Below are 26,842 nucleotides of genomic sequence, written 5' to 3' on the forward strand. Positions count from 1 at the left end.
CCCCCGTCCAACCGACGCGTCCGGCGCGGTGTTCCACGGCCCGACCGATGACTTTCCGGACGCCCGCCCGTCCTACCTGCATGCGCACCGCATCCGACCGGGTCTTCCGGCACCTGCTCGTCGACACGCTGTTCGTGTCGGTCACCCACTTCACCGTGTGGTTCGCGATCACCTTCTACGTCTACCTGCAGACGCGGTCGGTGTTCGCGACCGGGATCATCGCCGGGCTGTTCCTGGTGATGACGTCGCTGTCGGGGATCTGGTTCGGCAGCCTCGTCGACCACCACCGCAAGCGCACGGTGATGATCGGGTCGAACCTCGCCTCGCTCGCGCTGTACGCGGCCGGGTTCGCGGTCTACCTCGTCGCGGGCGACGCCGCGTTCACCGACCCGACGAGCCCGCTGCTGTGGGTGTTCGTCCTGCTCCTGATGAGCGGGGTGATCGCCGGCAACGTGCGGGGGATCGCGCTGTCCACGACGGTCACGATGCTGGTGCCCGCCGAGCGCCGGGACAAGGCCAACGGGCTGGTCGGCACGGCGTCGGGGGTGTCGTTCCTGGTCACGTCGGTGATCAGCGGGCTGCTCGTCGGGCTGTCCGGGATGTTCCACGCCCTCGTGCTGGCCCTGCTCGTCGTCGGGCTGTCGGTGGCGCACCTGCTCACGGTGCACGTGCCCGGTGACCGGGCCGCCGCGGCGGAGGGCGACTCCGGCCGCGTCGACCTGCGGGGCACGCTCGCGGTCGTCGCGGCCCTGCCGGGGCTGTTCGCGCTGATCGCGTTCAGCACGATCAACAACTTCCTCGGCGGCGTCTACATGGCGCTGCTCGACCCCTACGGCCTGTCGCTGATGTCGGTGCAGGCCTGGGGCCTGCTGTGGGGCCTGCTGTCCACCGGCTTCATCGTCGGCGGCCTGGTGATCGCCCGCCGCGGGCTGGGGAGCAGCCCGCTGCGCTCGCTGCTCGTCGCCAACGTCGTGCTGTGGGTGCTCGCGACGACGTTCACGCTGCACCGGTCGGTCGTCGTGCTCGCCGTCGGGATGTTCCTGTACCTGTGCGTGATCCCGTTCATCGAGGCCTCCGAGCAGACCGTGCTGCAGAAGGTCGTGCCCTTCGAGCGGCAGGGCCGGGTGTTCGGGTTCGCGCAGAGCGTCGAGCAGGCCGCCTCCCCGCTCACGGCGTTCCTGATCAGCCCGGTCGCGCAGTTCGTCGTCATCCCGTTCATGACGACGGGCGCGGGCGTCGACCTCATCGGCGGCTGGTTCGGCACCGGCCCCGACCGCGGGATCGCCCTGGTGTTCGTGCTGACCGGGCTCGCCGGGCTCGTCGTGACGCTGGCCGCGTTCCGCACCCGGCAGTACCGCGCGCTGTCGGAGCGCTACCGGGCGGCGTCCGCGGTCGCCGAGCCGGTCTGACGCTCAGCGCCCGGGCAGGGCGTCGCGCAGCAGCTCGGCGGCGATGTCCCAGTCCAGCGCCGAGACCTCGGCGGCCCGGTCGCCCGCGCAGCCCGCCACCTTCGCGGCCAGGTCGGCCGCGGAGGCGGGACGCTCGGGGTGGCCGTCGGGCAGGTCCAGCGCGACCTCCGTCGGCGGGCCGGTGGCGTGGTCCACGACCAGCCGGGTGCACCCGGCCACGACGTCGTCCCCGCCCGGCTCGGCGTGCACCTCGACGCGGTCGAGCAGGGCCCGCACCTGCGGGCGGGCCACCGCCGCGTCGGTGAACGACGCCGCGTCGGGGAACCCGTCGACCAGCGCGGCCGCGACGGCGTACTCGCAGGAGAACTTCGCCTCCAGACCGGTGCGCGGGCGGCTGTGGATCAGCGGCTGCAGCGAGCTCGCGCGGGCGTGCACGCGGATCCGGCGGACGTCCCGCGGGTGCCCGAGCAGGCGCGCCGCGCTGATCGGGCGCTGCAGGGCGTAGCAGCAGGGGTGCAGCTTGACCGCCAGGCCGCCGGGGATCGCGGGCCCGGTCGGGTCGGGGACGCCGGTGCCGCCGAGCAGCGCGAACCACTGGTCGAGCGCGGCCGGGTCGGCCGAGGCGCCCGCCGCGGCCAGCCGGGCGGCCCGCACCCCGGCGGCGGCGGCGAACCCGACCTGCAACGACTTGCCCGCCGTGCCGAACGCCCGCTGCACCCCACCCGCCGCGGGCACGGCGAGCGCCATCGCCCGCGCGAGGCCGGCCTCGTCGAGCCCGAGGGCGGTGCCCGCCGCGACCGCCGCGGCCGGGGCGCCCGCGGTGCAGGTGGCGTGCCAGCCGCTGCGGTAGTGCGCCCAGCCCAGCGCCGCGCCGAGCCGCGCCATCACCCCGGCGCCCGCGAGGTAGGCCCGCGCCCCGCCCCCGCAGGCCAGCGCGGCCGGGGCGCAGACCACGCTGACGTGCGAGGTCGAGGGCAGGTGCACGTCGTCGAAGTCCAGGACGTGGCCGACGGCCGCCCAGCGCAGCGCCGCGTCCTCGCCCTCGGTCCAGCCGGCGACCGGGTCGTCGAGCGCGGCGACGGTGACCGCGACGGTGTCGACCAGCGCCCGGCGGGCCTGCTCGACGTCGGCCGGGGTGGGATCGAGGTCCGCGGCCCAGCCGGCGAGATCGGCGAGCCCCGTCATCCGATCAGCCCCGGCAGGAACGTCACGATCTCCGGGAACGCGATGAGCAGCGCCAGCAGCACGCCCTCGATCGCGATGTAGGGGGCGACGCCGCGGAAGACGTCGCCGAGGTCGAGCTCCGGCACGACCGACTTCATCGTGTACAGGTTCAGGCCCACCGGGGGCGTGATCACCGCGATCTCCAGGTTCACGACGAGCAGCACGCCGAACCACAGCGGGTCGAACCCGAGCTCGGTGATCGCCGGCACCAGGATCGGGGTGACGACCAGCAGCAGTGACGCCGCGTCGACGAGGCAGCCGAGCACGACGAGGATCAGCATGATCCCGACCATGACCACGTACGGCGACACGTCGAGCCCGACGACGAAGCCGGTGACCTGGTCGGGGATCCGGGCGACCACCAGCATCTGCGTGAACACGAACGCCGACCCGACGATCGCGAGCACGGCGGCCGTGACCTGCGCGGTGGAGACGAAGATGTGCCGCAGGTTCTGCCACCCGAGCTTGTGGTAGATCACCCCGGTGACGGCGAAGGCGGCGAGCGCGCCGACCGCGGCGGCCTCGGTGGGAGTGGCGAAGCCGGTGTAGATCGAGCCGAGCACCAGCGCGATGAGCAGCAGCGCGGGGGAGATCTTGCCGACCGCGGTGAGGCGCTCCGACCAGGTGAACCGCTCCTCGTCGCGCGGGGCGTTCTCCGGCGCCACCTTGGCCCGCACGACGACGTAGACGATCATCATCGCGGCCAGCAGCAGGCCGGGGAGCAGCCCGCCCGCGAACAGGTCGGCCACGCTCTCCCCGGTGACCGAGGAGTACAGGATGAACATCAGGCTGGGCGGGATCAGCATCGCCAGCGCCCCGGACGCCGCGACCGACCCGCTCGCGAACGCCGGCTTGTAGCCGCGGTCGAGCATCTCCGGGACGGCCATCCGCCCGATCACCGCGACCGAGGAGATGCTCACCCCGGACATCGCGCCGAACAGCGTCGAGGAGCCGATCGCGGACGCGCCGAGCCCGCCGGGCACCCGGTTGAACCACCGGTGCGCCGCGCCGAACAGGTCGCGCCCGAGCCCGCTGACCGCGAGCGCCTCGCCGAGCAGGATGTAGAGCGGCGCCGCGACCAGCGCGTACTCCTGCAGCTGCGCCACCAGCGCCAGCGGCACGAGCTCCACCGCGGTGAAGCCGCCCAGCCCCAGCAGTCCGACGACGCCCGCCACCGCGAGCGCCACGAAGATCGGCGCGCGCAGGAAGATGAGGATCAGCAGCAGCACGACCGCCAGCCCGACCGCGAACCCCTCGGGCATCATGCGCGCACCCCGCCGGCGATCCCGTCGGCCTCGGCGCGGGCGCCCGGGTCCCCAGGTACTGCGGCCACGCCGTCGTCGGTCGGGCCCGGCGGGAACAGCACCGCGACGAGCACCAGGAAGACCCCGGTCACGCACAGCACCGCGTCGGGGAGCCACAGCGGGATGTTGAACGTGCCCGCGCCGGTCAGGCCGCCGGCGTACGCCACGACCGTCGACCGCCCGGCGCTGATGGCCAGGACGATCCCGAGGAACGCCGTGGCCAGCGAGACGACCACGTCGGCCGCGCGGCGCAGCGCGGGGGGGAGCGCGCGGTGCAGCAGGTCCATCGAGATGTGGTGGCCGGTGGCGTAGAGGTGGGGGACGGCCAGCGAGGTCGAGACGAGCACCCCGGCGGCGTTGAGCGGGTAGGCCCAGTCGGTCGGGGCGCTGAGCGCGAAGCGCAGCACGACGTCGAGGCTGATCGTCAGCATCATCAGCCCGATGACCGCCATGGCGACGACGGCCATGGCCCCGGTGCAGGCCAGCACGGCCCGGCGGACGGTTCTCATGGGGCTCCTCACGCGTTCTCGATGAGTGCGACGGCGCGGTCGGCGACGGCGGGGTCGCCCAGCAGCTCCTGCCAGCGCCCATACACCGGTTCCACCGCGGCGCGGAACGCCGCGAGCTCGGCCTCGGTCGGCTCGATCAGCTCGACGCCGCCCTCGACGACGGCCGGGAAGTACTCGTCCTCGTGCACCCGCGCCATCACCTCGGTGCCGTCGCGGAAGATCGCGCGACCCGCGTCGTCGAGCGCGGCCCGGGCCCCGGGGCTCTGCTCGGCGTACCAGTCGGCGCGGCAGTAGGCGTCCACCGTGTACGCCCCGAAGTGCGCGGCCGTCCCGAAGCGGATGATCTCCTGCAGGTCCCGGGAGACGACGGTGCCGACGTAGCTCATCATCCCGTCGATGGTCCCGCGCTCGAGCGCCTCGAAGACCTCCGCGGACCCCATCGACACCGGCGCACCACCCAGGGCCTTCACGGTCTCGCCCTCGATCTCACCCGCCACCCGGATGCGCATGCCGCGCAGGTCCTCGGGCCGGCGGATCGGGCGGTCGACCGTCCACAGGTACTCGAAGGTGGTGGGCATCCCGCCGAGCAGGCGGACGCCGACGGGCGCGAGCTGGGAGTTGACCAGGGCGAACAGCGGGCCGTCGGGGTCGATCGCCCGGCGCTGCCGCGCGAAGTCCTCGGCCCCGAACGGCAGCTCCATCGCCCCGAGGATCGGGTAGGACGACGACACGTACGAGCTGGTCTGGAACATCAGGTCGGCGACGCCCAGCAGCAGGCCCGGCAGCAGCTGCTCGGCGCCGAGCAGCGTGCCGGAGTCGAACATGTCGCAGGTCAGCTGCCCGTCGCTGCGCTGCGCGAGGGTGTCCATGAAGGTCTGGACGCCGGGGTAGAGGTCGTCGTAGGAGGCCGGGATGTAGGTCGCGGTGGTGAGCTCGGCGGGGCCGGTCGCGGCGGGGCCCGCGGCGCAGCCGGTGAGCCCCCAGCCGGCCAGGCCGAGCCCGGCGGCGAGCACCGACCGGCGGCTGACCTCGCGCCCGCTCACGCGCGCACCCCGGTCGGGCGCACCGCCGGGAGCACCTCGCCGGTGAGCCGGTGCAGGCTCGCCATCACCTGCTCGTGCGCCAGCCCGGGCCACTGCGGGCGCAGCAGGACGTGGGTCGGGCCGACGGTGTCGACCAGCTCCTGCAGCCGCCGCCGGCAGGTCTCCGGGCCGCCGAGCACGAAGCGGCCGCGGCGCAGCTCGTCGAACTCCTTGTCGAAGGTCTGGGAGTCGGGCAGCACCCGGTCCTGGCCCCACGACCGGTAGGCCGCGTACTTGGCGGCGAGTGCGTCGCGGACCCGGTCGACGGCGTCGGCGTCGCTCTTGCCCACGAACACCTCCTGCAGCACGTTGACCTCGGCGTCGGCCCGCCCGTGCGCGGCGCAGGCGTCCCGGTAGAACGCCACCTGGCGGCGCAGGTGGTCGGCGTCGACGTGCGCGGCCGCGGCGAGCCAGGGCAGCCCGGTGGCGGCGGTGCGGGTCAGCGCGGCGTCGGTGTGCCCGGCCAGCCAGATCGGCGGGTGCGGGCGCTGCACCGGGCGCAGCACCGGCCGGACCCGGTCCAGCCGCCCGGCCTCGCCGTCGAAGCTCACCTCGTCGTCGGTCCACAGCCGGCGCACGAGGTCGAGGTTCTCGGTGAACCGGCGCAGCCGACGACCACGGGGCACCCCGAAGGCGTCGAACTCGACGTCGCGGTAGCCGAGCCCGGCCCCGAGGACGAGCCGCCCGCCGGAGAGGATGTCGAGGGTGGCGAGCTGCTCGGCGAGGTCGACGGGATGGGTGAGCGCCATCAGCGTGATGGCGGTGCCGATCCGCATGTCCCCGGTCTCGGGCAGCAGCCGGCCCAGCACGGCCAGCGGGTGCAGGTACTGGAACTCCTCGGCGAGGTAGTGCTGGGTGGCCCACACCGAGTCGAACCCGGCGTCGCGGGCGTGGTGCACCTGCTGCACCTGCTCGGCGAAGCGGGCGCCCGCGTCGTCACCGGGCGGGAACTGGCTGCACAGCACGAGACCGAACTGTGGGGTCGTCATCAGAACGACCTCGGCATGCCCAGGACGTGCTGGCCCACGTAGGAGAGGATGAGGTTCGTCGAGACGGGCGCGACCTGGTAGAGCCGCGTCTCGCGGAACTTGCGCTCGATGTCGTACTCGACGCTGAACCCGTAGCCGCCGTGGGTCTGCAGCGCCGCGTCGGCCGCCTCCCACGACGCGTCGGCCGCGAGCAGCTTGGCCATGTTGGCCTCGGCGCCGCACGGCCGCCCGGCGTCGAACAGGTCGCAGGCCTTCCAGCGCATCAGGTCGGCCGCCTCCACGTGGACGTGCGCCCGGGCGATCGGGAACTGCACGCCCTGGTTGGCGCCGATGGGGCGGCCGAACACCTGGCGGTCACCCGCGTAGCGCGAGGCCCGCTCGACGAACCAGCGCCCGTCGCCGACGCACTCCGCGGCGATGAGGATCCGCTCGGCGTTCATCCCGTCGAGGATGTAGCGGAAGCCCTCGCCCTCCTCGCCGATCAGCGCGTCGGCGGGGATGCGGGCGTCGGTGAAGAACACCTCGTTGGTCTCGTGGTTGACCATGGTGCGCAGCGGCCGCAGCTCCACGCCCTCGGTGACGCGCAGGTCGATCAGGAACAGCGACATGCCGTCGGACTTGCGCTGGACCTGGTCGCGCGGGGTGGTGCGGGCCAGCAGCAGCATGAGGTCGGAGTGCTGGACGCGGGAGATCCACACCTTCTGCCCGTTGACGACGTACCCGTCTCCCGTGCGCACGGCGGTGGTGGTGATGGAGGTGGTGTCGGTGCCCGCGGTGGGCTCGGTGACGCCGAAGGCCTGCAGCCGCAGCTCCCCGGAGGCGATGCCGGGCAGGTAGCGCTGCTTCTGCTCCTCGCTGCCGTGCCGCAGCAGCGAGCCCATCGTGTAGAGCTGCGCGTGCACCGGTCCGGCGTTGCCGCCGTTGGCGTTGATGCCCTCCAGCAGCACCGACGCGTCGCCCAGACCCAGCCCCTGCCCGCCGTACTCCTCGGGCACCAGCGCGCCCAGCGCCCCGGTGCCGGTGAGCGCGGCGACGAACTCCTCGGGGTAGCGGCGGGCCTCGTCGAGCTCGCGCCAGTAGGGGTCGGGGAAGTCGGCGCAGATCCGGTCGATCAGGGCGCGCAGGTCCTTGCGCAGTTCCGTGGTGGTCATCGGCCCTCCTCGAACCGCGGGCCGTGCCCGCGCTTGTAGACCAGCAGCGTGCGCAGGAACTCGATGACGACCTCGCCGGTCTGCTTGGTGCCGGTGGTCGCCACCGTGACGACGCCGAGCGTGGGCCGCGACCGGGACTCCCGCACCGCCTCCACCGTCGACCGCGAGTGGATCGTGTCGCCCTCGAACACGGGGTGCGGCAGCGTGACCCTCTCCCAGCCGAGGTTGGCGAAGACGTTCTGCGAGACGTCGGTGACGCTCTGCCCGGCCACCAGCGACAGCGTCAGCGTGGAGTTGACCAGCGGCCGCCCGAACTCGGTGCGCCGGGCGTACTCGTGGTCGAAGTGCACCGGCGCGGTGTTCTGGGTCAGCAGCGTGAACCAGATGTTGTCCGTCGTGGTGATGGTGCGCCCGAGCGGGTGCTCGAACACGTCGCCCACCACGAAGTCCTCGTAGAAGCGGCCCTGCCAGCCGGTGTGGGTCGTCATGCGTCCTCCTCCAGTGCGGCCAGGACGGCCGCGGTGTGCTCGCCCAGCGCGGGCACGGCGCCGCCGCCCGCGATCCGGTCGCCGGGGGCGCCGGGCGGGCGCAGCGTGCGGACGGTGCCCCCGGGTGTGCGGGTGTCGAGCCAGCGCTCCGGCGGCGCCAGCTCGGGGTGCGCGGCGAGGTCGGCGAGCTCGGTGAGCCGGCCCCAGGCGATGCCGGCCGCCTCCAGCCGGGCGATCAGCACGTCGACGGGACGGCGCGCGCAGGCCGCGGCGAGGGCCGCGTCCAGCTCGGACCGGTGCGCGACCCGCAGCGGGTTGGTGGCGAACCGGACGTCGGTGGCCAGCGCGGCGTCGTCGAGGACCGCGGTGCACAGCCGCACCCACTCGCGCTCGTTCTGCACGGCGATCATGAGCTGCTCGCCGCCCGCGGCCGTGACCGCGCCGTAGGGCGCGATGGTCGGGTGGGCGGTGCCCATCGGCACGGGGGCGACGCCGGAGTGGGCGGTGAAGTACAGCGGGTAGGCCATCCACTCGGCCAGCGCCCCGAACAGCGACACCTCGACGGGCAGCGCCTCGCCGGTGCGGTCGCGGTGGCGCAGCGCGGCGAGGATCCCGCTGAACGCGTAGGACCCCGCGGCGATGTCGGCGATCGAGATGCCGACCTTGGCCGGCGCGCCCGCGGCCCCGGTCAGTGACATCAGCCCGCTCTCGGCCTGCACCAGCGCGTCGTAGGCCTTCTTCGCCCCCGACGGCCCGCCCGGGGCGTAGCCCGACACCGTGGCGACGACGAGCTGCGGGTGGCGCGGGGCGAGGGCCGCCGCGGTCAGGCCGAGCCGCTCCAGCGCCATGGGCGCGAGGTTGGCCACCAGCACGTCGGCGCGGTCGAGCAGCCGGTCGAGCGCGGCGCGGCCGTCCGGGTCCTTGACGTCGAGCTGCACCGACTCCTTGCCGCGGTTGAGCCAGACGAAGGCGCTGGACCCGCCCGCGACGACGCCGTCGTAGCCGCGCGCGAAGTCGCCGCCGTCCGGGCGCTCGATCTTGATCACCCGGGCGCCGAGGTCGGCCAGCTGACGGCTCGCGAACGGGGCCGCGACGGCCTGCTCCAGGGCGACGACGGTGATCCCGGCCAGCGGCAGCCCGGTCACGTCCACACCACCGTGTCTGCCTCCTCGGTTGTGCCGTGACACGGCACATGTGCCGTATCGTGGACCGATCGTCCCGCCACCATCGGTGACCGGGCTCACGACTGTCAAGGGAGGGCCGCCGTGTCCGTTCCCCCCGCGCCCCCGCCCGGCCCGCCGTCCGGTGACGCCGGGATGCGGGCCGTCCGGGCCACCCTCGCGGTGCTGGAGGCGGTGTCCGAGCTGCAGCCGGTCGGGGTCTCCGCGCTGGCCCGGGCCACCGGCATCCCGAAGAGCACCGTGCAGCGCAGCCTGGTGACCCTGCGCGAGGCCGGCTGGCTCACCCCGGCCCGGTCCGACCCGCGGCGCTGGGCGATGACCGGCCGGGCCCTCGCCGTCGGGCTGCGGGGCTCCACCGAGACGACGCTGCGCGAGGCGGCACTGGCCGGGATGCAGGAGCTGCGGGACCGGACGCGGGAGACGATCCACCTCAGCGGGTTCGGCCCCGAGCACGCCCCGGCCGGTGGGACGACCCCGGCGATGGTCGTCATCGACCGCCTCGACAGCACCGAGCCGGTGCGGACCTGGGTCCGGCTGGGCACCCGCGTGCCCCTGCACGCCAGCTGCAGCGGCCGCGCCGTGCTCTCCCGGCTGCCCGACGACGAGGCCGACCGCCTGCTGGCCGGCGAGCTGGAGCGGTTCTCCGCGGAGACCCTGGTGGACCCCGACGCGCTGCGGGCGGAGCTGCGGGAGGTGCGCCACCGGGGCTGGGCCACGGCCCTGGCCAGCTGGCGTCCGGGGGTCGGGGCGGTGGCCGCGGCCCTGCTCGGCCCGCACGGGCGCCCGGTCGGCGCACTGGCCGTGTCGGTGCCGATGCAGCGCTTCGACGACGCCCGCGCCCGCGAGCTCGGCCCGCAGGTGGCGGCGGCCGCGGCCCGGATCGGTGACCTCCTGGACGGGGCAGGCCGCTGACCCCAGCGCCGTCCACGTCGGTGTTGACGGTCGTGGTCGCCGACGATGAGACTGCGGCGGTGGCACTGCACCCCCAGGCACGGGCGCTGATCGACCGCTGGGCCGAGCTGGGGGCCCGGCCGCTGCACGAGCTGGGCGTCATCGGCGCCCGGGCGGCCGTCGACGGGGCGCGGGTGCTGGCCGGGGACCGCGAGCGGGTCGCGTCGGTGCGCGAGGTGCTGGTGCCGGGGCCGGCGGGGGTGCTGCCGGTGCGGGTCTACGACCCCGAGCCGGGGGCGGGCCGTCCGCTGGTCGTGTACCTGCACGGCGGCGGGTTCGTCGCGGGGTCGGTCGACGCGTCCGACCGGCCGTGCCGCACGCTGGCGGTCGCGACGCGCTGCGTCGTCGCGTCGGTGGAGTACCGCCGCAGCCCGGAGACCCCGTTCCCCGGCCCGCTGGAGGACGCCTACGCCGCCACCTGTGCGCTCGCCGGGATGCGCCCCGAGCTGGGCGTCGACCCGGACCGGCTCGTGGTGGCCGGTGACAGCGCGGGCGGTGGCCTCGCGGCCGGGGTCACGCTGCTGGCGCGCGACCGTTCCGGGCCCCGGATCACCGGCCAGGTGCTGGTCTACCCGGCGCTCGCGCCCGCGCCGGGCGGGGTGTCCGACGACCCGTCCGACACCGCCGGGGCGGGCGGCGGCCTCTCCCGCGGGGAGATGGACTTCTTCTGGCGCCACTACCTGCCCGATCCCGCCGACCCCGACCCGTACGCCGCACCGCTGCACGCCGCCGACCTGTCCGGGCTCCCGGCCGCGCTGGTGGTCACCGCCGAGCACGACGTGCTGCGCGCGGAGGGCCTCGCCTACGCCTCCCGGCTGCGCTCGGCCGGGGTGCCGGTCACCGCCGTCGACGCCGAGGGGATGATGCACGGCTTCGTCGGCCAGTTCGGCGCCGTGCCGGCCGGGCGCCGCATCCTCGACGACCTCGCCGAGTTCCTGCGCTGACCGCGCTCCTCCGACGTCAGGGGTGGAACGGAGCGGTCGGGAACCGCTGCCGCACGAGGGAGACGACGTCGACGGCCAGGCCGTACACCCCCCAGCAGACGAGTGCGCCCAGCAGCGTGGAACCGAGGACCGTCACCGCCCGCCCGTGCCACCAGCGGTGCAGCACCGGCACCGTCGAGATGGTCAGGGCCACGCCGTACCCTCCGGCGAACACCACCAGGACGACCGGCTGCACCGCCGCGGCGACGGTGGCCGGCGCGACCAGCCACCAGGGCCCGCGACGTACCCAGCCGCGCGGACCGGCCAGCGTCTCCACCAGGACGGGCACCGCCATCCCGAACAGCGACGGCAGGGCGACGAACAGGACGACGGCCAGCCACACCGGCTGCAGGACCGTGAAGTCGAACGAGCCGTGGCCGTGCACGAACAACGCGCCGCCGAGCGTGCCGGTGAGCAGCCCGAACCCGGCGACCCGACCGCGCAGCGTCGCGGGCAGCACGCGTCTGACCCCGAGGTGGAGCAGCCCGCCGATCGCGCCGTGTCACGGAGCTGATCGCGTCCGGTCGCCGGCTCGTCAGCCCTGCCGTCCGCGCGGTCGGAGGGCGGTCCGGACGTCGCCGTCCACGGGCCGGATCGGGCCGCTCCTGAGCCGGTCCGGCCGTCAACGTATGTGTTGAAACCCTGGTCCGAGCCCAGTACGGTCCCTCCTGTGACGCGTGACGTGGACGTTCTGGTCATCGGGGCGGGGTTCGCCGGGCTGCGGACCCTGCACACGATGCGGGGGATGGGCCGCACCGTCGCCGTGCTCGAGGCGGGCGACGGGATCGGCGGGGTCTGGTACTGGAACCGCTATCCCGGCGCCCGGTGCGACGTCGAGAGCTACGACTACTCCTACGCCTTCTCCGAGGAGCTGCAGCAGGAGTGGCGCTGGAGCGAGCGCTACGCCACGCAGCCGGAGATCCTGCGCTACGTCGAGCACGTCGCCGACCGCTTCGACCTGCGCCGCGACGTGCACCTGGGCCGGCGCATGACCCGCGCCGAGCACGACGGGTCGCGCTGGCGGGTCACCACCGAGACGGGCGAGGAGTGGTCGGGCCGCTGGCTGGTGATGGCCGTCGGCAACCTGTCGACGACGAAGGCCCCGGAGCTCCCGGGTCAGGAGTCCTTCGCCGGCGAGATCCTGCACACCGCGCGGTGGCCGCACGAGGGCCGCGACCTGTCCGGGCAGCGCGTCGGGATCATCGGCACCGGCTCGTCGGGCATGCAGATGACGCCCGTCGTGGCACGCGAGGCCGCGCACCTCACGGTCTTCCAGCGCACCCCGAACTTCTCCGTCCCGGCCGCCAACGCCCCGATCGACGACGCCACCGACGCCGAGGTCAAGGCGACCTACGCCCAGCGCCGCGAGGCCGCCCGCAACTCGCCCAGCGGGCTGGGGTTCGTCCCGAGCAGGCTCTCGGCGCTCGACGCCACCCCCGAGGAGCGCCGGGCCACCTACGAGGCGGCGTGGAAGCGGCTGGGCTTCGGCTTCGTGCTGGCCTACTACGACCTGATCCTCGACCAGGAGGCCAACGACACGGCAGCCGACTTCATCCGCGAGAAGATCGGTGCGCAGGTCGCGAACGCGGAGACCCGCGAGAAGCTCATGCCGCGCGGGTTCCCGTTCGGCACCAAGCGCCCGTCGGTCGACAGCGACTACTACCCGACCTTCAACCGCGACGACGTGACCCTCGTCGACGTCCGGACCGACCCGATCGAGCGCGTGACGCCGACCGGCATCGCGACGAAGAACGGCCACCACGACCTGGACGTGATCGTCCTCGCCACCGGCTTCGACGCCATGACCGGCTCCCTGCTCCGTCCGGAGATCGTCGGCAGGGACGGGCGGACGCTGCGCGAGCACTGGTCGGCCGGCCCGCGCACCTACCTGGGCCTGTTCGTCTCCGGCTTCCCGAACCTCGTGATCATCGCCGGTCCGGGCAGCCCGTCGCTGCTGAGCAACGTGCTGCTCTCGATCGAGCAGCACGTCGACTGGCTGGCCGAGCTGATGGAGCACGTCGGTGACGGCACGGTGGAGGCGACCCCGGAGGCCGAGGATCGCTGGGTGGCCCACGTCAACGAGCGGGCCGCCGCCACCCTCTACCCCAAGGCGCGCAGCTACTACATGGGCGACGAGATCGAGGGAAAGCCGCGGGTGTTCATGCCGTACTCCGGTGGGGTGCGCGGCTACCGGCGGATCCTGGAGCAGGTCGTGGCCGACGGGTACGACGGGCTGAAGCTGTAGTCCGGGTGCGCGGGGACCCGGGGGCCCCGCGCACCGGTCACGTCATCGACCCGGCGTTCCTGGCCTCCTGCTCCGCCTTGTGCTGCGCGGTGAACGCGTTGATCGCCTCCCACTGCTTGGCGGCGAGCGGGTCGCGGACGCTGCGGGTCCACGCCTCGTTGGCCAGCAGCCGCTTGGTCGTCCGCTTGAACACGGGCATCACCTCGTTGGCGAACAGGTGGTAGTGGTGCTGGGTCTCCTCCCACGGCGCCCAGTTGTGCGCGAACATCAGGTAGGCCCCGAACCCGCCCTGGCTCTGCTCCTCGAGCCGCTCGATCTGCTGGATCGCGTCGGCGGGGGTGCCGATGATGCCCATGCCCGACTCGATGACGAAGTCGATGCGCTCCCGGGTGTTCTCGCCCAGCACGCCGAGCTGGGGTGCGGCGGCGGTGTGCTGGAGGTAGTCGAACCAGGCGTCGATGCCGTGGGCGACGTCCCTGATCGCCTGGTCCTTGGTGTCGGCGATGTGCATCGGACCGACGAGCCGCCAGCCGTCGCGGCTGACGTCCTGGCCGAACTCCTTCGCCCGCTCCTCGACGACCGACCAGTGCATGCCGAGGGCGTCGAAGCCCTCCTGGCTCATGGTGGCACCGATGGAGATCATCCCGAGGCCGTGCTTGCCGACCAGGCGCGGCCCGGACGGCGAGACGATCGCGGCGGTGGCGATCTCCGGGTGCGGGTCGGAGTAGGCGTCCAACTGCAGCCGGGCCTCGACGAGCTTGTAGCGGCCGGTGTCGATGGAGATCGGCTCGTCGCTGCGCAGCAGGTGCATGAGGACGTCGACGTCGGTCTCCAGCGCCTTGCGGGCCTCCGCGGGGTCGAGGCCGAGCATGATCGCGTCGGTGGCCAGCGCGCCAGGGCCGACGCCCATCATGGCGCGGCCGCGGGTGAGGTGGTCGAGCAGGATCAGGCGGTCGGCCACCAGGAACGGGTTGTGGTACGGCAGCGACAGGACGCCCGCGCCGAGCTTGATGTGCTTCGTGACCTGGGCGACGTGCGCGATGAACATCAGCGGGTCGCCGATCGGCTCGACGCCGCAGGAGTGGTGCTCGCCGAACCAGGCCTCGTCGAAGCCCATGCGGTCGAGCAGTTGCACGAGCTCGACGTCGCGCTGCAGGGAATAGGTCGGGTTCTGGCCGACGGGGACGTGGTGCGGGGGCAGGAAGATGCCGAAGCGCATGCGGGCCACGAGGACTCCTCGAGTGGACTCGACGCCCGGCGGACAGCGGACGCCGCCTGTGATGGTCGCCACTGGCAGGGTCGGTGTCAACAGTGGGGTTGACGAGTCGGGCCTTGCGGGCGGCGAACGTCAACGTTAGCGTTGATTCGTGCATCCCCTGGTCGCACTGATGCGGCGGTTCGCGGTCGACTGGCTCGGCCGGGCCGACCCGTCGGCCTGCGCCGAGATCATGGATCCGGGCTACGCGATCCTCATCGGCGGTCACACCCTCGACGGCCGCGACGACGCCTACATCCCCGGCACCCTGGCCCAGCTGCGGCGCTTCCCCGGGCTGCTGCTCTCGGTGCAGGACCTGTGGACCGACGGGGAGCGCGTCGCGCTGCGCTTCACCGAGCACGGCCCGTCCGAGGCCGACGGCGGGCAGCCCGCGGCCTGGACCGGCATCGGGCTGTTCGACTGGAACGGCACCCGGCTCACGCGCAACGTCACCGAGGAGGACTACCACTCCCGGCGCCGCCAGCTCGCCGAGCGCGCGAGCGACCCGGTCGAGTCGCCGGCCCCCGCACCGTGGGCGGCGCAGCCGGAACCGGCCGACCCGGCGGCGGAGAGGTCGGTCCGCGAGTGGCTGGCCGCGGGCGACCTCGCCCCCGCCGTCCTCGACGACGGCTGGACCGGACGGCCGACCCCGCCGCTGCTCGACGTCACGCGGGTCGAGGTGGGGGAGCTGTTCTCGGCCGGCCCGCGCGTGGCGTTCCAGGCGGTGCAGCACGGCCGGTACCTCGGCGGGCTGCCCGGGACGCAGGGGCGCGAGGGCCGGGAGGCGAGCATGAGCGTCGTGGGCATGGTGGGTCCGGACGGCCGCGGTCGCGTGGTGCGCGACCGGGTCGGCCTGCGCCGGGCGGTGCGCGCGTGAGCGGGGCCGTGGGGGTCGTCGGGGGCGGCACCATGGGCATCGGGATCGCCTACGTGTTCGCCACCGCCGGGTTCGCCACCACCGTCGTCGAGCCCGACGCCGGGCGGCGGGCCGGGCTGCGCGGCGACCTGGTGGAGCGGGCGCGCCGCGGCGTCGAGCGGGGGAAGCTCACGGCCGACCGGGCCGGGGCGCTGGACGGGCTGCTGCACGTCGTCGACGGGGTGGGGGAGCTGGCGAGCGGGCTCGACGTCGTCGTCGAGACGGTGCCGGAGCAGGCCGCGCTCAAGGCCGAGGTGCTGGCGGCGGTCCAGGAGCGCGTGCCGCGGCTGCTCGCGACCAACACCAGCGCCCTGTCCGTCGACGGGCTGGCGGCCGGCCTCGCCCGCCCCGAGGCGTTCCTCGGCATGCACTTCTTCAACCCCGTGTGGTCGCTGCCGCTCGTGGAGATCGTGCGGGGCGCGGCCACGTCCGACGCGGCGGTCGCCACCGCCCGGGAACTGTCGGGCGCGATCGGCAAGGAGTCGATCGTGGTCCGCGACGTGCCCGGCTTCGCGACGAGCCGGCTCGACAACATCGCCGCGTTCGAGGCCATGCGGATGCTCGAGGAGGGCGTCGCCGGCGCGGAGGACATCGACCGCGCCGCCGTGCTGGCCTACGGCCACCCGATCGGACCGCTGCGGCTGTCCGACGTGGTGGGCCTCGACGTCCGCCTGGACATCGCCCGTCACCTCAGCACCACCTACGGCGAGCGCTACGCCCCGCCCGCGATCCTGGAGACACTGGTGGCGCGGGGCGACCTGGGCCGCAAGACCGGGCGCGGGTTCTTCGACTGGGAGGTCTGATGGCTGTGTCGTCAACCGGTGACGGGATCGTGCGCGACGCGCTGCTCACCGAGACCGAGGAACGCCGAGCGCTGCGCGAGGCCGTCGGCAAGCTCGTCGGGAGCTTCGGGCGCGAGTACTTCCAGGAGGTCACGCGCGCCGGTGAGAAGCCCGACGCGCTGTGGTCGGAGATGGGGAGGGCCGGGTTCCTCGGCGTCGCCATCCCCGAGGAGCACGGCGGCGGCGGGGGCGGGCTGGAGGACCTCGCGCTCGTCATCGAGGAGACGGCGGCGCAGGGCTGCCCGATGTTCATGCTGGTGATCTCGCCGGCCATCGCGGGCTCGCTGCTGGTGGCCCACGGGTCCCCGGCGCAGCAGGCGCAGTGGCTGCCCGGCATCGCCGACGGCACGAAGAAGGTCTGCTTCGCGATCACCGAGCCCGACGCGGGCACGAACACCCACAACATCACCACCACCGCGCACCGCGCCGACGACGGTGGCTGGCGGCTGCGGGGCCAGAAGTACTGGACGTCCGGGATCGACGAGGCCGACGCCGTGCTCGTCGTCGCCCGGGACGCCGACAGCGGCAGGCCGTCGCTGTTCCTGATCCCGACCGACGCCCCCGGCCTGACCTGGCAGAAGATCGACTCCGCGCTGCAGATCCCGGAGAACCAGTACACGACGTTCTACGACGACGTGCCCGTCCCCGCCGACGGCATCGTCGGCGCGGAGGGGGCGGGACTCAAGGCGATGTTCGCCGGGCTCAACCCCGAGCGCGTCACGGCGGCGGCGCAGGCCAACGGCATCGCCCGCTACGCGCTCAAGCGCGGGGCGCGCTACGCCAGCGAGCGCACCGTCTGGTCGACGCCGATCGGCGCGCACCAGGGCATCTCCCACCCGCTGGCCAAGGCCTACATCGAGGTGCAGCTCTCCCGCCTGATGACCCAGCACGCCGCGCAGCTCGCCGACGCGGGCGCCGAGGCGGGGGAGGCGGCCAACATCGCCAAGTACTCCGCGGGCGAGGCGGCCGTCGCCGCGCTCGACCACGCCATCCAGATCCACGGCGGCAACGGCCTGTCCCACGAGTACGGGCTGTCCGACCTGTGGTTCACCGCGCGGATGTTCCGCACCGCGCCGGTGAGCAAGGAGATGGTGCTCAACCACGTCGCCCAGCACAGCCTGGGCCTGCCGAAGAGCTACTGACATGACGCTCGGCGCCCTCCTCTCCTCACTGGCCTCGGACCGGCCGGCGATCACCTGCAACGGCCGGACGATCACCTTCGCCGAGCTCGACGCCCGTGCCTCGCAGGTCGCGCACGCCCTGGTCCGCGACGGCGTGCGGCCCGGTGACCGCGTCGCGGTGCTGACCCGCAACCGCACCGAGTGGTTCGAGCTGCTGTTCGGGGCGGCGCGGGCCGGGGCGGTGCTGGTCGGGCTGAACTGGCGGCTGGCCCCGCCCGAGATCGCGGCGATCGCCGCCGACGCGGCGCCCGCGCTGGTGCTGGCGGGTTCCGCGGAACGCGCCCTGCTGCCGTCCGGGTTCCGGGTGGTCGACCTCGACTCCGACCACGAGGCCTGGATCGCCGGGCTGCCCACCACCCCGCCCGCCGTGCCGGTCGCCGCCGACGACGTCGTGCTGCAGCTCTACAGCTCCGGCACCACCGGCCTGCCCAAGGGCGCCCGGCTCACCCACGCCAACCTGCTGTTCACCCCGCGGATGGGGGCGACGGCGTACGGGATGTCGGCGGCGAGCGTGAACCTGCTGGCCTCGCCGCTGTTCCACATCGGCGGCACCGGCTACGGGCTCACCACGCTGGGGCTCGGCGGCCACACGATCCTGATGTCGGAGGTCGTGCCGTCCGCGATCGCCGCCGCGATCGAGGAGCACGGCGTCACGCACGCGTTCTTCGTGCCCGCGGTGGTGCAGATGCTGCTCGATGCGCCTCCCGGGCCCGACCTGTCGTCGCTGCAGGTCATCGCCTACGGCGGCGCGCCGATGACCGAGGCCCTGCTGAAACGGGCGATCGGGGTGCTCGGGTGCGCGTTCCTCGGCGTCTACGGGATGACGGAGACGGCGGGCAGCGTCACCGCGCTGGCGCCCGCCGACCACGACCGCCCCGAGCTGCTGCGGTCCGTCGGCCGGGCCCTGCCGTGGCACGAGGTGGCGGTGTTCGACCCGGTCACCGGGGACCCGTCGCCCGTGGGGGAGGTGGGGGAGATCCGGGTGCGGTCGGGGCAGAACACCGTCGGCTACTGGAACCGCCCGGCCGAGACCGCCGCCACCCTGACCGCCGACGGCTGGCTGTGCACCGGCGACGCCGCCTACGCCGACGCCGACGGCTACCTGTTCCTGCACGACCGGATCAAGGACATGATCATCTCGGGCGGGGAGAACATCTACCCCGCCGAGGTGGAGAACGCGGTCGCCGGCGCGCCCGGCGTGGCCGACGTCGCCGTGATCGGGGTGCCGAGCGAGCGGTGGGGGGAGACGGTGAAGGCGGTGGTCGTCCCCGCCGACGGCGCCACCCCGACGGCGGAGGACGTCATCGCCTACGCCCGCACCCGGCTGGCCCGCTACAAGTGCCCCACCAGCGTCGACTTCGTCGACGCCCTGCCCCGCAACGCCAGCGGCAAGATCCTCAAGAGGACCCTGCGCGCCCCCTACTGGCCCTGAACACCGGCTCCGCACGCCATACTGCGCGGATGACCAGCGGCATCGGCAGGCGGCGCGCGGCGGCCCGGGACGAGGGCGGCGCCGCCTACCGGGAGCGCCGGACGGAGATCGTCGCGGCGGCGGCGGCGATGTTCAAGCGCAACGGGTACCGCGGCACCAAGCTCGCCGACGTGGCCGAGGCGATGGGGCTGGACCGGGCCTCCCTCTACTACTACGTCGGCAGCAAGGAGGAGCTCTTCCAGGACGTCGTGGGCGGCGCGGTGGAGGCCAACGCCGACGCCGCGGAACGCATCCTCGCCGGTCCGGGGACGGCGCCGGAGAAGCTGCGGGCCCTGATCGTCGGCCTGATGGTCAGCTACGCGGAGGCCTATCCCTTCCTCTACGTCTACATCCAGGAGAACCTCGGGCCCGGCACCCGCGACCGGTCGGCGTGGGCGCGGGAGATGGCGCGGCACAACAAGCGCTACGAGAACGCCGTGGTCGCGATGGTGCAGGCGGGCGTCGACGAGGGGAGCCTCGCCGTCGGCACGCAGCCGTGGGTGGTGGCGTTCGGGGTGATCGGGATGGTCGCCTGGTCCAACCGCTGGTTCGACCCCAACGAGAGCACCGTGTCCGCCGCCGAGATCGGCTCCGCCTACGCCGACACGCTGCTCAACGGCCTGATCACGCGCGGGTAGGGTGCCGCTCGTGCCCGCCACGACGATCCCCGGTGCCACCACGGTCAGCTCCCTGGAGGCCCACCTCGCCGTCCCGGCGGGCGAGGGCCCGTGGCCCGGCGTGGTCGTGGTCCACGAGGCGTTCGGCCTCAACGACGACACCCGCCGCCAGGCCGACCGGCTCGCCGCGGCCGGCTACCTCGCCGTGGCGCCGAACCTGTTCGGGGCGGGCGGGGTGCGCTGCCTGCGCGCCACCTTCTCGGCGATGCTCGCGGGCGAGGGCCCGGCGTTCGGCGACATCGAGGCCACCCGCACCTGGCTGGCCGGGCACGTCGACTGCACGGGCCGCGTCGGGATCATCGGGTTCTGCCTCGGCGGCGGGTTCGCGCTGGGCGCGGCCTCGCGCGGGTTCGACGCCGCCGCCCCCAACTACGGGCGCCTGCCCCGCAACGCCCGGGAGATCCTGGTCGGCGCGTGCCCGATCGTCGCCAGCTACGGCGGGTCCGACCCCACGCTCCGCGGGGCGGCCGGGAAGCTGGAGTCGCTGCTCACCGAGCTCGACGTCGTCCACGACGTGCGGGAGTACCCCGGCGCGGGGCACTCGTTCCTCAGCACGGTCGAGGGTCCGGCCGCGTCGCTGATGAAGGTGGTCGGCCTGGGGCCGCACCAGCCGTCGGCCGACGAGGCCTGGGCCCGGATCCTCGCCTGGTTCGACACGCACCTGCGGCGACCCGCGTCCTGATCCGGCGGACGGGCCGTCGAGCACCTACCCTCCCGGGGACGTCGACCTCGGGGGTAGCCGTGTCCGATCGTTCCGCCGCGCCCGTCGAGGCGCCGCACCGCCTTCCCGTCCGGACGCTCGTCGCGGCGTCGGTCGGCAACGCCATCGAGTGGTACGACTGGACGATCTACGCGACGTTCAGCATCTACTTCGCGACGCAGATCTTCGACCCGGCGGACCCGGCGCTGGCCCTGATCGGGGCGCTGGCGACCTACGCTCTGGCGTTCTTCTTCCGCCCGCTCGGCGGCCTGCTGCTGGGTCGCTTCGCCGACCTGCGCGGCCGGCGCACCGCGATGCTCGTGACGATCCTGCTGATGGCGGGCGGCTCGTTCGTCATCGGCGTCCTGCCGACCTACGACGCCGTGGGCTGGCTCGCGCCGATCCTGCTGCTGCTCGCCCGGATCGCGCAGGGCATGTCGCTGGGCGGGGAGGTGTCGAACGCGTCGGCCTACCTCGCCGAGATCGCCCCGCCGGAGCGCCGCGGCCGGTACTCCTCGTTCTTCTACATCTCCACGGGCACCGCGGTGCTGCTCGCGTCGCTGCTCGGGGCCCTGCTGACGTCGGTGCTCACCGAGGACCAGCTCGCCGCCTACGGCTGGCGGATCCCGTTCATCATCGGGGGCGTGCTCGGCCTGATCGGGCTGTGGCTGCGCCGGGCGATGCCCGAGACCGACCAGTTCGAGGAGAACAAGGAGAAGGCGCAGGCGCTGCGCCACCCGCTGCGAACGACGCTGCGCGAGCACCCCCGGGCCGTCGCGCAGCTCGTCGGCTTCACCCTGCTGTCCACGCTCTGCTACTACACCTTCTTCTCCGCGCTCACCCCGTACGCGGTGCAGGAGGGCGCCGACGCCGGCGACGTGTTCGTGGCCCTGTCGATCGCGACGGCGCTGTTCGTGGCGCTGCAGTACCCGATGGGCGTGCTGGCCGACCGGGTCGGGCGCCGCCCGCAGCTGCTGGTCTGGTCGGCGGCCACGGCGCTGCTGATCGTCCCGCTCTCGACGCTGATCGGGCCGGGGCTGGGCAACCTGCTCGTCGTGTTCTGCGTCGGACTCGCCCTCTACACCGCGATGACCTCGATCGCGCCCGCCGTGATGAGCGAGCTGTTCCCCACGGAGCTGCGCGGCCTGGGCATCGGGGCCTGGTACAACCTGACGGTCGCGGTCTTCGGCGGCACCGCGCCGCTGATCATCACCTCGCTGCGGCAGGCCGGGTACGCGGACCTGTTCTTCGTCTACGTCGCCGTGGGCGCGGTGATCTCGTTCGTCACCGTGCTGCGGATGCGGGAGACGCGCGGGGAGGTTCTGCGGTAGGACGGCGCCCGTCGCCGAGCGTGACGGGTCGGTGCCGCCGGTCGCACGCCGGGCAGTCGCCCCGGGCGGCCGGGCGGGCGTGCTGCCGCGGGGGAGCGGCGAGCGGTCGACGGCCGCCGCGGGCGGCGGGAACCGTCAGCGTCCCTGAGGGTGTGACGCGGCAGTCGGCGCAACTCGTGGTCCGAACGGCCCTATCCGTCCCCGCTCGTCGCACCCGGGACGACGCCCGGCCCGGGGGGTTCTCAGGGTCGCAACCCCGACGGGGTACCCCCTTCTAACGTCCGCCCCATGACAGACGGCCCCTATCCCGCGAGCACCGTGCGGGCCGCGTGGATCGCGGCCCTGGGCACGGTTCTCGTGGCCCCGGTGGTGATCCGCCTGCTCACGGCCCCGCCCGCTCCACTGTGGACCCAGCTCTCGACGACGACGGGCCTGCTCGCGCTCTCGGCGATCGTGTGCGCGGCGGTGCTGCCCTCACGCGTCCGCTCGCTCACCCGGGCGTTCGGGATCGAGGGGATCCTCGAGGTCCACCGCACCCTGGGCGGCCTGGCCGCGGGGCTGGTCCTGCTGCACCTGGCCTGCGTCGTCGCCGCCGACCCGGTCAACGTCACCCTGCTGACGCCCACCCGCGCCACGTCGGCGTCGGTCGCCGCGACCGTCGCCACGGTCGCGCTCGCCCTCGTCGTGGTGCTGGCCGTCACGCGCGACCGCACCCGGCACCTGCCCTACGAGCTGTGGCGCTGGACGCACCTCGGGCTCGCCGGGGTCGCGGTCCTCGGCTCGGCGCTGCACGTCTGGTACCTCCAGCAGCTCGTCACCGACGCCGCGATGAGCGCCGTGCTGGCGCTGCTGTGCGTCGCGCTGCTGGCGGTCCTGCTGCACCGCTGGCTGCTGCGTGCGGTGTTCGACCCGTCGTCGGAGTTCGTGGTGCGCGAGGTCCGGCCCGAGGCGCCGACGATCAGCACGCTCGTGCTCGACCGCCGCCGCGCCCGCCACGGCGCGGGGGACGACGCCGACTGGACCTTCGCCCCCGGCCAGTTCGCCTGGCTGCGCCTGGCCCGCTCCCCGCGCGCCGAGGAGCACCCGTTCACCATCGCGTCCTCGGCGCACGACCCCGACTCCGTCGAGTTCACGATCCGGCACGCCGGCTCGTTCACCGCGGCCGTCGCGGACCTGCGGCCCGGCCAGCAGGTCTGGGTCGACGGCCCGCACGGCGCGTTCACCGTCGACGACTCCCGCTCGGCCACCGGCGTCGTCATGATCGCGGGCGGCGTGGGCGTGACGCCGATGATGAGCATGCTGCGCACCGCGGCCGACCGGGGCGACGCCCGGCGGTTCCACCTCGTGCTGGTCGTGGCCAGCCGCGACGACGTGCTGTTCCGCGACGAGCTGGCGCTGCTCGCCGACCACCTCTACCTCGAGGTCAGCGAGGTGCTGCGCGGTCCCCACCGCAACGCCACCGCCCCGCTGACCACCGCTCTCGCGGGCATCCCCGACCCGCGCTCGCTCGACTGGTTCGTCTGCGGCTCGCCGACCCTGGTGGCGACCGCGTTCCACGCACTCGGGCTCCTCGGTGTTCCCCCGGACCACGTCCGCACCGAGCAGTTCGACATGGCCTGACACCCGCACCACACACCGCAGTCGAAAGGCTCCCCCCACCATGCTCCGCCGTGTTCCCCGCGCCCTGCGCACGGCCGTGATCGTCGCGGTGCTGCTCGCGATCAGCGCCTCGATCGCCCAGTCCTGGGCGTCCGGCACCCCCGGCACCGCCGGCTACACCCAGACCGAGTGGGGCCCGCTCGGTCCCGCCGACCGCGACCTGCTCGTCAAGGTCCGCCTCGCCGGTCTCTGGGAGGCCCCCACCGGCCAGCAGGCCGAGCAGCAGGCCAGCCGCGCCGAGGTGCAGACCGTCGGCACGAACATCCACCACGAGCACGTCGAGCTCGACCAGCTCGTGATGAAGACCGCCGACCAGCTCGGCGTGCTCGTGCCGAGCCGGCCCACGGCCGAGCAGCTGAGCTGGATGAACGAGATGTCCGCGCTCACCGGCACCGACTACGACCGGGTGTTCGTGCAGCGCCTGCGCGCCGCGCACGGCACCGTGCTGCCGGTCATCGCCGCGGTCCGGGTCAGCACCCGCAACGAGCTGGTCCGCCAGTTCGCCGCGCAGGCCGACGAGTACGTGACGCGGCACATCGGCTACCTGGAGAGCACCGGGCTCGTCGACTACTCGGCGCTGCCCGAGGCGCCGTCGCCCGGCCTGCTCGGCTCCGGCCGCGGACCGGCCGACCTGATCGTGCCCGCGCTCGTCGTCCTGGCCGCGGTGCTCGCCGCGATCGCGCTGTTCACCGCGATGCGGCGCAGGCCGGGCCCGGTCGGCGTCCCGGTCCGGGGTCCCGCCCCGGACGCGACGGCCCGCGCCATCGCGGCCATCGCCGCGCCCGCCCCGCCACCGCACTCGCGCTACCCCGAGTCCCACATCACCGGGTCCTACCCCCGGATCCCCGGTCCCCGCGTGTCGCAGACCGGCCCGCACCCCCGGGTGTCCGACACCGGCCCGCACCCGCAGGTGTCCGACACCGGATCGCACTCCCGTGCCGCACCGACCGGTCCGCGCCACTCCGTGAAGCGCTGACGCACGACCCCGTACCGCCGCGCCGACGCTCCCCGCTCCCCGGCGCTCCGCTCCCCGTCCCCAGAGAGGCACCCCGATGCGCGAGACAGCGCTGCCCGATCCGACCCTGCCCGAGAACAGCCGCGCCGCCCGCGGCCGGCGCGCCGCGCTGACGATCCTCGCGGCCGCCGCCGTCGTCCTCGTGCCGACGGCCTGCGACTTCGCCGTCGCGACCCCCGCCACCGACGGCGGCGCCTACGGCCAGGGGGCCGGGCCGGTCACCGGCGGGCACGCCGGGCACACCCCGACGACGATCCAGACGGTCCCGGCGGGCAACACCCAGGACCTCGACCCGACGGACGAGGAGACCGCCGCCGAGGAGACCGCCGCGGAGGAGACGACGGCCGCGGAGGAGACGACGGCCGCGGAGGAGACGACGGCCGCGGAGGAGGAGGGCGCCGCCGAGGAGACCACCACCGGGGAGACCACCCCGACGCAGACCTCCACGGCCGCGACCACCACCGCGCCCCCCGCCGCCGGTGGCGGGCTGGAGATCCTCGGCGACGACTGCTCCACCAGCGACCTCGACCCGCACACCGGCTTCCAGGACGCCCCGCGCTGCGTCGCGATCGCGTTCGGCGAGGTGGCCGCGGCCGCCCAGAGCCCGTCGCTGCTGATCACCGACGCCCCGGAGACCGTCGCGGTGGGGGAGAAGTTCACGCTGCAGGTCAGCACCCGCAACCTGATCCGCGACCGGTTCCTCGGCGCCGCGGCCGGCGGCTACTACCGCGAGAGCTCGTTCCTCAGCGAGGACGGCATCCAGCGCGGCCACTTCCACACCGCCTGCCGCATGCTCGAGTCGACCTCCGTCGCCCCCGACGCCGAGCCCGCCCCCGAGTTCTTCCTCGCCACCCAGGACAACGGCGGCGGGGCCGAGCCCGACGTCGTCACCGTTCCGGTGAACGCGATGCCGGCCCCGGGCGTCGCGCAGTGCGCGGTGTGGGCGGGCGACGGGTCGCACCGCGTCCCGATGATGCAGCGCGCCAACCAGACGCCCGCGTTCGACATCGTGCGGATCACCGTCCAGTAGGCGATCGGCGACCGGCCGCCCTCAGCGACCCAGCAGGCCGATGTGCTCGGCGGAGAGCACCCGCTCGATGCCGAGCACCGACGCCCCGCCGAGCCCGGCGTGCTCTCCGAGCACGCTGGTGGCGAGCACCAGGTTGCGGGTGGCCAGCGGCAGGGCGCGCTGGTAGACGACGCTGCGGACCCCGGCCAGCAGCTCGTCGCTGGCCGAGGTCACCGACCCGCCGAGGGTGACCCGCGCCGGGTTGTAGAAGTGCACCAGCATCGCGACGACCTCCCCGATCAGCGCGGCGGCCTCGCGGACCAGCGCCATCGTCTCCGGATCGGCCCGGGCGACCCGCTCGCGGACGTCGGTCACGTCGGCGTCCCCGAGCCGCCGCGCGATCGCGGTGATCGAGGCGACCGCCTCGATGCACCCGATGTTGCCGCAGACGCACACGGTGTCGGGGGCGCCGCGGACCCGCACGTGCCCGATGTCGCCCGCGGCGCCGTCGGCGCCGTGGTGCAGCACGCCCTCGCGGGTCACCAGGCCGCCGCCGATCCCGGTGCCGACCTTGACGAACAGCAGCGGCGCCTGGTCGGCGGGCAGCGCCCTGGCCTCGCCGAGGGCACGCAGGTTGACGTCGTTCTCCAGCACCACCGGGCAGGAGAACGTCTCCTGCAGCCGCGCGGCGACCGGGTAGGCGTGCCAGCCCGGCATGATCGGCGGGCGGACCGGGATGCCGAGGTGGCCGTCGACCGGGCCGGGCAGGCCGATGACGACCGCGCGCACCGGCAGCCCGGCGCGGGCGCGCAGCTCCTCCAGCTCCGACTCGACGACCCCCAGCACCGCCGCGGGCCCCTCCCGCACGTCGACCTCGGCGTGCACGTGGCCGAGCACCCGCTGGCGCAGGTCGACGACGGCCAGGTGCGCGCCCCGGGCCCCGACGTCGGCGAGCAGCACCGAGCCGCACTGCGGGGACAGGGCGAGCCGGTCGGCCGGGCGCCCGCGACCGCTCGTCGGGCGGATCCCGTCGGGCTGCAGGACGCCGCGCGCGAGCAGCTCGTCGACGGCCGCGCTGACGGTCGTGCGCGCCAGCCCGGCGGCGACGACGAGGTCGGCCTTGCTCACGGCGGTGCCGGACGCGACCAGCCGCGTCACGGTGCTGAGCGTGACGCCCGCGTCGACCCGCCCGGAGAGCAGCGGGGCCTCCAGGCGGAGTGCGGGGAGCGTCCACGTCGGTGAGGACATCACGACCTGATTTCGTCGGAAA

General features: G+C 74.2%; 25 protein-coding genes. 14 read left to right on the top strand and 11 right to left on the bottom strand.

The annotated features are described in order from the left end of the window. The first annotated feature begins 80 nt into the window (after positions 1 to 80). Positions 81 to 1,409, top strand: coding sequence for an MFS transporter (locus H6H00_RS21445; RefSeq protein WP_185717521.1), 1,329 nt, complete (start codon positions 81 to 83; stop codon positions 1,407 to 1,409). A 3-nt stretch (positions 1,410 to 1,412) separates the two neighbouring features. Here H6H00_RS21445 and H6H00_RS21450 read toward each other — a convergent pair whose 3' ends face one another. The 8 genes from H6H00_RS21450 to H6H00_RS21485 are packed head-to-tail and all read right to left on the bottom strand — an operon-like array spanning position 1,413 to position 9,301. Further along, a complete protein-coding gene (locus H6H00_RS21450; protein WP_185717522.1) occupies positions 1,413 to 2,594 on the bottom strand; it encodes an MmgE/PrpD family protein in 1,182 nt (393 codons plus the stop codon). Further along, positions 2,591 to 3,898, bottom strand: coding sequence for a TRAP transporter large permease (locus tag H6H00_RS21455; RefSeq protein ID WP_221775617.1), 1,308 nt, complete (start codon positions 3,896 to 3,898; stop codon positions 2,591 to 2,593). Before H6H00_RS21455 ends, H6H00_RS21450 begins: the two co-directional genes overlap by 4 nt. Continuing rightward, positions 3,895 to 4,446: a TRAP transporter small permease gene (locus tag H6H00_RS21460; protein ID WP_185717523.1), complete on the bottom strand. Its 552-nt coding sequence runs from the start codon at positions 4,444 to 4,446 to the stop codon at positions 3,895 to 3,897. Before H6H00_RS21460 ends, H6H00_RS21455 begins: the two co-directional genes overlap by 4 nt. Positions 4,447 to 4,454: 8 nt before the next feature. Continuing rightward, positions 4,455 to 5,489: a TRAP transporter substrate-binding protein gene (locus H6H00_RS21465; RefSeq protein ID WP_185717524.1), complete on the bottom strand. Its 1,035-nt coding sequence runs from the start codon at positions 5,487 to 5,489 to the stop codon at positions 4,455 to 4,457. Continuing rightward, positions 5,486 to 6,517 (bottom strand): LLM class flavin-dependent oxidoreductase, encoded by a 1,032-nt coding sequence (locus H6H00_RS21470; protein ID WP_185717525.1) that lies wholly within the window; start codon positions 6,515 to 6,517, stop codon positions 5,486 to 5,488. Before H6H00_RS21470 ends, H6H00_RS21465 begins: the two co-directional genes overlap by 4 nt. After that, positions 6,517 to 7,668 carry an acyl-CoA dehydrogenase family protein gene (locus tag H6H00_RS21475; protein WP_185717526.1) on the bottom strand — a complete coding sequence of 384 codons (1,152 nt, stop codon included), beginning with the start codon at positions 7,666 to 7,668 and terminating at the stop codon, positions 6,517 to 6,519. The genes H6H00_RS21470 and H6H00_RS21475 overlap by 1 nt, the downstream gene beginning before the upstream one ends. Next, entirely contained in the window at positions 7,665 to 8,156 is a 492-nt protein-coding gene (locus H6H00_RS21480) for a MaoC family dehydratase (RefSeq protein ID WP_185717527.1), read from the bottom strand. The genes H6H00_RS21475 and H6H00_RS21480 overlap by 4 nt, the downstream gene beginning before the upstream one ends. Next, entirely contained in the window at positions 8,153 to 9,301 is a 1,149-nt protein-coding gene (locus H6H00_RS21485) for a CaiB/BaiF CoA transferase family protein (protein WP_185717528.1), read from the bottom strand. The genes H6H00_RS21480 and H6H00_RS21485 overlap by 4 nt, the downstream gene beginning before the upstream one ends. Positions 9,302 to 9,421: 120 nt before the next feature. Here H6H00_RS21485 and H6H00_RS21490 point away from each other — a divergent pair, with 120 nt between their 5' ends. Both H6H00_RS21490 and H6H00_RS21495 read left to right on the top strand, forming a co-directional pair. Further along, on the top strand, positions 9,422 to 10,249 hold the full coding sequence (locus H6H00_RS21490) for an IclR family transcriptional regulator (protein WP_185717529.1): 828 nt from the start codon (positions 9,422 to 9,424) through the stop codon (positions 10,247 to 10,249). Between the two features lie 59 nt (positions 10,250 to 10,308). Beyond that, on the top strand, positions 10,309 to 11,232 hold the full coding sequence (locus H6H00_RS21495; protein WP_185717530.1) for an alpha/beta hydrolase: 924 nt from the start codon (positions 10,309 to 10,311) through the stop codon (positions 11,230 to 11,232). 16 nt (positions 11,233 to 11,248) lie between these two features. On the opposite strand, the gene H6H00_RS21500 is transcribed toward H6H00_RS21495, so the two are convergent. Continuing rightward, positions 11,249 to 11,731 carry a hypothetical protein gene (locus H6H00_RS21500; protein WP_185717531.1) on the bottom strand — a complete coding sequence of 161 codons (483 nt, stop codon included), beginning with the start codon at positions 11,729 to 11,731 and terminating at the stop codon, positions 11,249 to 11,251. Between the two features lie 210 nt (positions 11,732 to 11,941). On the opposite strand from H6H00_RS21500, the gene H6H00_RS21505 reads away from it, so the two are divergent. Continuing rightward, positions 11,942 to 13,516 carry a flavin-containing monooxygenase gene (locus H6H00_RS21505; protein WP_185717532.1) on the top strand — a complete coding sequence of 525 codons (1,575 nt, stop codon included), beginning with the start codon at positions 11,942 to 11,944 and terminating at the stop codon, positions 13,514 to 13,516. Positions 13,517 to 13,553: 37 nt separating this feature from the next. On the opposite strand, the gene H6H00_RS21510 is transcribed toward H6H00_RS21505, so the two are convergent. Further along, complete coding sequence (locus H6H00_RS21510; protein WP_255425856.1) at positions 13,554 to 14,735, bottom strand: LLM class flavin-dependent oxidoreductase; 1,182 nt, start codon at positions 14,733 to 14,735, stop codon at positions 13,554 to 13,556. A 148-nt stretch (positions 14,736 to 14,883) separates the two neighbouring features. Here H6H00_RS21510 and H6H00_RS21515 point away from each other — a divergent pair, with 148 nt between their 5' ends. From H6H00_RS21515 to H6H00_RS21560, 10 genes are all read left to right on the top strand, one after another. Then, positions 14,884 to 15,648, top strand: a complete 765-nt coding sequence (locus H6H00_RS21515; RefSeq protein ID WP_185717534.1) for a nuclear transport factor 2 family protein — start codon at positions 14,884 to 14,886, stop codon at positions 15,646 to 15,648. After that, the gene (locus tag H6H00_RS21520) at positions 15,645 to 16,490 is read left to right on the top strand and encodes a 3-hydroxyacyl-CoA dehydrogenase family protein (RefSeq protein ID WP_185717535.1); all 846 of its coding nucleotides are present in this window, start codon (positions 15,645 to 15,647) and stop codon (positions 16,488 to 16,490) included. Before H6H00_RS21515 ends, H6H00_RS21520 begins: the two co-directional genes overlap by 4 nt. Then, positions 16,490 to 17,671, top strand: a complete 1,182-nt coding sequence (locus H6H00_RS21525; protein ID WP_185717536.1) for an acyl-CoA dehydrogenase family protein — start codon at positions 16,490 to 16,492, stop codon at positions 17,669 to 17,671. Before H6H00_RS21520 ends, H6H00_RS21525 begins: the two co-directional genes overlap by 1 nt. A 1-nt stretch (position 17,672) precedes the next feature. Further along, a complete protein-coding gene (locus H6H00_RS21530; RefSeq protein ID WP_185717537.1) occupies positions 17,673 to 19,142 on the top strand; it encodes a long-chain-fatty-acid--CoA ligase in 1,470 nt (489 codons plus the stop codon). A 29-nt stretch (positions 19,143 to 19,171) separates the two neighbouring features. Beyond that, positions 19,172 to 19,819, top strand: a complete 648-nt coding sequence (locus tag H6H00_RS21535; RefSeq protein WP_185717538.1) for a TetR/AcrR family transcriptional regulator — start codon at positions 19,172 to 19,174, stop codon at positions 19,817 to 19,819. 10 nt (positions 19,820 to 19,829) lie between these two features. Beyond that, positions 19,830 to 20,540, top strand: coding sequence for a dienelactone hydrolase family protein (locus H6H00_RS21540; RefSeq protein WP_185717539.1), 711 nt, complete (start codon positions 19,830 to 19,832; stop codon positions 20,538 to 20,540). A 59-nt stretch (positions 20,541 to 20,599) separates the two neighbouring features. Next, complete coding sequence (locus H6H00_RS21545) at positions 20,600 to 21,889, top strand: MFS transporter (RefSeq protein ID WP_185717540.1); 1,290 nt, start codon at positions 20,600 to 20,602, stop codon at positions 21,887 to 21,889. A gap of 288 nt (positions 21,890 to 22,177) precedes the next feature. Then, positions 22,178 to 23,509, top strand: a complete 1,332-nt coding sequence (locus H6H00_RS21550) for a ferric reductase-like transmembrane domain-containing protein (RefSeq protein WP_185717541.1) — start codon at positions 22,178 to 22,180, stop codon at positions 23,507 to 23,509. Positions 23,510 to 23,549: 40 nt separating this feature from the next. Beyond that, positions 23,550 to 24,524, top strand: a complete 975-nt coding sequence (locus H6H00_RS21555) for a DUF4142 domain-containing protein (RefSeq protein WP_185717542.1) — start codon at positions 23,550 to 23,552, stop codon at positions 24,522 to 24,524. Positions 24,525 to 24,600: 76 nt separating this feature from the next. Then, a complete protein-coding gene (locus H6H00_RS21560) occupies positions 24,601 to 25,593 on the top strand; it encodes a Pecanex-like protein 1 (RefSeq protein ID WP_185717543.1) in 993 nt (330 codons plus the stop codon). 21 nt (positions 25,594 to 25,614) lie between these two features. Here H6H00_RS21560 and H6H00_RS21565 read toward each other — a convergent pair whose 3' ends face one another. Beyond that, complete coding sequence (locus H6H00_RS21565; protein ID WP_185717544.1) at positions 25,615 to 26,820, bottom strand: ROK family protein; 1,206 nt, start codon at positions 26,818 to 26,820, stop codon at positions 25,615 to 25,617. Between the last annotated feature and the right edge of the window lie 22 nt (positions 26,821 to 26,842).

Source organism: Pseudonocardia petroleophila, assembly GCF_014235185.1.
GTDB lineage: Bacteria > Actinomycetota > Actinomycetes > Mycobacteriales > Pseudonocardiaceae > Pseudonocardia > Pseudonocardia petroleophila.